Source organism: Bradyrhizobium sp. STM 3809 (assembly GCF_000239795.1).
Taxonomy (GTDB): Bacteria; Pseudomonadota; Alphaproteobacteria; order Rhizobiales; family Xanthobacteraceae; genus Bradyrhizobium.
In genome coordinates this window covers 1-5,360 of the sequence record NZ_CAFJ01000597.1, presented here as the reverse complement: position 1 = coordinate 5,360, position 5,360 = coordinate 1, and the positions used below count along the sequence as shown (strand labels likewise).

Annotated in this window: 6 protein-coding genes; 2 read left to right on the top strand and 4 right to left on the bottom strand. The window is 62.5% G+C overall.

The genetic code is table 11. The annotated features are described in order from the left end of the window. Positions 1-313: P-loop nucleotide/nucleoside kinase family protein (locus tag BRAS3809_RS27070; protein ID WP_170323337.1), on the top strand; the 313-nt coding region annotated here is incomplete at its 5' end. Between the two features lie 43 nt (positions 314-356). On the opposite strand, the gene BRAS3809_RS27065 is transcribed toward BRAS3809_RS27070, so the two are convergent. Continuing rightward, positions 357-2,141, bottom strand: coding sequence for a PHA/PHB synthase family protein (locus BRAS3809_RS27065; RefSeq protein ID WP_240535778.1), 1,785 nt, complete (start codon positions 2,139-2,141; stop codon positions 357-359). An 89-nt stretch (positions 2,142-2,230) separates the two neighbouring features. Then, positions 2,231-2,593 (bottom strand): hypothetical protein, encoded by a 363-nt coding sequence (locus tag BRAS3809_RS27060; protein WP_008965193.1) that lies wholly within the window; start codon positions 2,591-2,593, stop codon positions 2,231-2,233. A gap of 162 nt (positions 2,594-2,755) precedes the next feature. On the opposite strand from BRAS3809_RS27060, the gene BRAS3809_RS27055 reads away from it, so the two are divergent. After that, a complete protein-coding gene (locus BRAS3809_RS27055; protein WP_008965192.1) occupies positions 2,756-3,484 on the top strand; it encodes a CBS domain-containing protein in 729 nt (242 codons plus the stop codon). 50 nt (positions 3,485-3,534) lie between these two features. On the opposite strand, the gene BRAS3809_RS27050 is transcribed toward BRAS3809_RS27055, so the two are convergent. Together BRAS3809_RS27050 and BRAS3809_RS27045 are read right to left on the bottom strand one after the other, a co-directional pair. Further along, complete coding sequence (locus BRAS3809_RS27050) at positions 3,535-4,818, bottom strand: CaiB/BaiF CoA transferase family protein (protein ID WP_008965191.1); 1,284 nt, start codon at positions 4,816-4,818, stop codon at positions 3,535-3,537. A gap of 175 nt (positions 4,819-4,993) precedes the next feature. Next, entirely contained in the window at positions 4,994-5,260 is a 267-nt protein-coding gene (locus tag BRAS3809_RS27045) for a GNAT family N-acetyltransferase (protein ID WP_008965190.1), read from the bottom strand. Between the last annotated feature and the right edge of the window lie 100 nt (positions 5,261-5,360).

Genomic DNA, 5,360 nt, shown 5'->3' with positions numbered 1-5,360 from the left:
GCGGGTTCTGGCTCAAGGCTTTTCAGTCATCGCCGATGCCGTGTTCGCACGGCAAGACGAGCGAGACGCGATCGCCAAGATCGCGAGGGAGCTGAACGTACCGTTCTTCGGTCTCTTTCTCATCGCCGACCTGCGCACCCGGCAGGAGCGGATCGAGCATCGGATCAACGACGCATCCGATGCAACGCGCGCGGTCGCTCAGGAGCAGGAGCGCTACGATCTCGGCATGCTGGATTGGGCTCAGGTCGACGCATCTGGAACACCGGAAGCAACATTGGCTCGAAGCCAGTCTCTGCTCCAGATGGGTCAATGAGATCGAGGCTCCTCGATCCATCGAATGTGCCGGAGTTGCGCCGCTACGAATGAACGTACTCGCCTGGTGCGTTTCCAAGCTCATGCGAGCCTTCCGTCCCAAGCCGGGGCGGCGCATCCAGAGGCCCCGAGCGCTGTGCCAGCCAGTCGAGCCAGGTCGGCCACCAAGACCCTTCGATGCGCGGCGACGTGCTCTGCCACTCGTCGGGTCCAAGGTAGGGCGCATCGGCAGCCTTGGTGCGGACCTGGTGCGAGTGCCCCTGTTCGTGGGGCGGCGCCACGATTCCGGCATTGTGACCGCCGCTCGCCAGAACGAACGTGACGTCGGCGTCGACCTCGTAATGGATCTTGTACGTCGATTTCCATGGCGCGACATGGTCGCGCAAGGTTCCGACCACGAACATCGGCGTATGAATGTCCGAGAGAGACACCGGTTTGCCCTCGACCCGGTAACGTCCCTCGGCGAGATCGTTGTTCAGAAACAGCTTGCGCAGATATTCGGAGTGCATCCGATAGGGCAGCCGCGTCGCATCGGCATTCCAAGCCATCAGATCGCTCGGATGGGCTCGCTCGCCGAGCAGATAGTCGCGAGAGACACGCGACCAGATCAGATCGTTGGATCGCAGCAATTGAAATGCGCCCGCCATCTGCGTTGTATCGAGGTAGCCGCGCTCCCACATCATGTCCTCAAGAAACGCAACCTGGCTCTCATTGATGAAGAGCGTGAGCTCTCCTGCCTCGGTGAAATCGGTCTGCGCCGCAAACAGCGTGATCGTCTTCAGGCGCGTATCTCCCTCGCGCGCCATCGCGGCGGCGGTGATCGAGAGCAGCGTCCCTCCGAGGCAGTAGCCGGCAGCGTGAATCTGAGCACCTGGCACGATTTTTCCGATCTCGCTCAAGGCGGCCATGACGCCCATCGACCGGTAATCGTCGAACGCGATGTCGCGATCCTTCGCGTCCGGATTGCGCCAGGAGATCATGAAAACCGTGAAGCCCTGATCGGTCAGATACCGGACCAGGGAGTTATGCTGAGAGAGATCGAGAATATAGTATTTCATGATCCAGGCCGGCACGATCAGGATCGGCTCCGGCCTGACCTCTGCGGTCGTCGGCGCATACTGGATCAGTTCGATCAGCTGATTGCGAAACACGACCTTGCCGGGCGCGGTCGCGACCGTCTCGCCGGGCACGAATTCGGCGCTCCGCGATGCCTGCCCCGGCTGCAGCACCTGCATCAGGTCGGACAGCCAGTTCTGCCAGCCGAAGACGAGGTTTTCGCCGCCGCTCTGAAAGATCTTCTCCACGACCTCGGGATTGGTCGCGGCAAAGTTCGATGGTGCGAACATGTCGAGCAGTTGACGGAGCGAAAAATCCACGACCGCTTCGTTGGCGGGATCGACACCTCGGATGTTGGTCGTCGCCTTGTGCCACCAGTCCTCCCCGAGCAGGAACGCCTGGGCGAACAGGTTGAACGGCTGCATTCCCCATTGCGGCTTGGAGAACCGATGGTCATTGGCCTGCGGTTTGATCAGATCCCACGGAACGCGGTTGGAATCGGCGAAATGCAATGAACGTTCGGCGAGCTGCCTCGCGCCCTGCCAGGCATCACGCGCAATGTCGAGCTGCCGCTGAGGCGCTGCCGCCAGGTGACACGCCCAGTCCAGGTAAGCCATCGACAGTGCGGCCGGCGAGATCCCGCCCGTCAGGCGCGCGAGCACCGCACTGAAAGCCTTGTCCAGCTCGTGATCCTCGCGCACGAACTCCCTGGCGACACTATTCGCGTCTTCGGCCGCCGACTTGGCATCGGACACGGCGAGCTGGCCGGCCATCGCCGGAGCAGTCTCGACGACGTTGGTCTCGCGGTCCTGGACCTGCCCTTCGCGCTTCCGACGATCCGGACGCGATGCACCCGCACTCTTCAGTTTCGCCACCGTTGCCCCGCGAGATTGACACTGGCATCGATCAGCCGCTGCCCATGCCTGAATAATCGGTCGCAATCCCGCCTGATGAAGTCAAGCTGGTGCTGTCCGCATTCCTGGACCATCGTTTGAATTCCCTTGACGGAATGCACGCCGGCGAGCTTCGAAACGAACTCGGCGAACAGATGCGTTTCCGTCCGCGCGCGATCCAGCAGCTCATTGCTGGCGAACAGCATCTCCTCCAGAACGATTTGCTGGGAGCCGATCAGCAGTTCGAGTGCGTGCTTGTTGGAAAGCGCGGCGCGCTCGGTGAGTTGGGCGGTTTCCTCGGCCAGGGCGTTGGCTCCTGAGAGCTCGGACATGGACACCTCTCCCTTTTTCCGGATGGTGACGTCCGATAGCTCACTGCTGGTGTCGAGACCTTGAGCTGCATCAATGCCCTATCAAACTGCGCTTTGACTTGGGTCAATTCACGACTTGCGCGACGGATTACCGTCGGTCAACCCTCGACACTGGAGTTCACCATGCGCGCCCATCAGATCATGACCCGCCCAGTCATTACCGTCACTCCGGACACCTCGATCGTGGATGCGGCCAACATCATGCTCCAGCGCCACATCAGCGGCCTTCCCGTCGTGGATGCGAGCGGCAAGCTGGTCGGCGTCGTCTCCGAAGGAGACTTCATCCGTCGGACCGAGATCGGCACGGGGCGCAAGCGCGGCCGTTGGCTGCGTTTCATCCTGGGACCCGGAAAATCAGCCGCCGACTTCGTTCATGAGCACGGGCGGAAAGTCGCCGAGGTGATGACCAAGTCTCCCTTGACGATCACGCAAGACGCCGCGCTGGCAGAGATCGTCGAGATCATGGAAAGGAACCATGTGAAGCGGTTGCCAGTGGTCAAGGGCGACCAGGTGGTCGGCATCGTGTCCAGATCTAACCTCCTGCAGGCTGTCGCTTCGCTGGGCCGGCAGGTTCCTGACCCGACCGCGGACGACGATCACATCCGCAACCGCGTCATCGACACCATCGAGAAGAACGACTGGTGCCCGTTCGGCTTGTCGGTCATCGTCAAGGACGGGATCGTTCATCTCAGCGGCGTGATCACCGAAGAGCGTTCACGACAGGCGGCTGTCGTGGCCGCTGAGAATGTCTCTGGCGTCAGGAAGGTTCACGACCATCTGTGCTGGGTCGATACCATGTCCGGCATGTATCTCAACTCGCCGGAAGACGACGACATGGCCAAGGCCAGCTGACGATCAAAGGCCGCCTCGATCCATCCAGTCTGGCGGCCTTCGTTCGTGAGCTATTTGTTGCCTCCTGGGGCTTGGCCCATCGGAGCGTTCGGCCCGAAGGCGCCGCGTTCGCGGAGTGCTTCGATCTCCCGGTCGGAGTATCCGAGCCGGTCCCGCAATACGCTGACCGTATGCTCGCCGAGCCGCGGCGCCGCGCTGGGCACGACGGCCGGCGTCATCTGCATGCTGATCGCCGGCTCGATGTTGGGCACGATGCCTGCCGTCGGGTGCGGAACACGACAGATCCGATCCCGCGCCCGCACCTCGGGAGCATCGAAGGCCTGCGCCACCGTTCGGACCCGGCCGACGGGAACCCCGGCTTGGTTCATTCGAGAAATCCAGACATCCATCCGGTCAGTGGCGAGGATCTCGCCGAGCATGCCACGTAACTGCTTGCGGTTTGTCCATCGCGCTTTGCGCGTCGAAAAGCGCGGGTCGCTGAGCAGATCCGGACGTCCGAGGACGTCCGTCACCAAGCGATGGTAGAGCCGATCGTTGGCACAGGCGACGTATAATGGGCCATCCGATGCTTCGAACACGCCCACCGTTGGCGAGTCGTTCGGCGAGTTGCCGGTGCGCGTGGGGTTCACCCCGTTCATGAGATATGCCATTCCGCTGAATCCGGTCAGCGCCAGGGCGACGTCGAACAGAGCCACCTCGACGTGCTGTCCCCGGCCCAGGCGCTGCCGCGCAGCCAGCGCGAGCAGGATGGCATTGCAGGCCGACATGCCGGTGGCGAAGTCGACGATCGGAGGACCCGTCCGCACCGGCGGACCATCGGGAAAGCCGTTGAGCGACATGAAGCCGCTTTCGGCCTGCGTGATCGGGTCGAAGCCCGATCGCCACGCAAACGGACCGGTGCGGCCGTAGGCCGAGATCGAGCAATAGATCAGTCCCGGATTGGTGTTCGACACCGTCGGATAGTCCAGACCGTGCTTTTCCATGACGTGGGACGAAAAATTCTCCACCACGACATCAGCCTTGGCGACGAGCGCCCGCGCGATGTCTCTCGCTTCCGGTGTCGCGAGATCGAGCACCATTCCCCTCTTGTTGCGATTCAGGCTGAGAAAGGCCGCACTTTCACCGGCGAGTTCGGCATGCTCGTAGGCACGGGTATCGTCCCCCTTGATCGGCTGCTCGATCTTGATCACCTCGGCACCGAAGTCCGCCAAGGTCTGGGTACATGCCGGTCCGGCAACGACGCGCGTAAAATCGACCACGAGCAGACCGGCCAACGCGGCCGGCGCATCGGCCGGACGTGGTTTCCGATCTGGCAGCGCCACTTCCATGGCCATCCAAGATCCCCTTCCCTTCGGTCGATCGTCTCGAGCGATCGTTCAATGCGCGGCTCGATCGTCACCTCGCGAGCCACGGACAGAGCATGGTTAGCTCAATCACATCGGCAACGACAGCCCCCGAGGCACATTCGCACCCTCGGCCGCTCTGCTGCAGCGCAACGAAACGCATTGTTCAAGAGCGGATCATCTTCCGCCAATAGAGCGAGTGCCCCCANGCCCAAGGCCGCGCGGGCTGGAACAGCGCATACCCGCAACGGATGAAGTTGTTCGCGGAAACGATATTATTCGTGGTGTCCGACACGATGCAGTACAGGCCCGACCGCCGTCCGCGCCGCTCGATCGCATGCATCATGCGTCGCTGCAGGCCATGACCGCAGCACTCCCGGAGAACGCCGACCCGCGCCAGATAGCCGATCCCCTCGCCTAGGGCAGACGGCACGAGGCCTGCAAAGGCGGCCGGTCGTCCGAGTTCCGTCGAGATCCACCAATGGCCGACTTCGAAATCCGGCAGAGGAGCCCGATCGAGGAACGTACGCGCA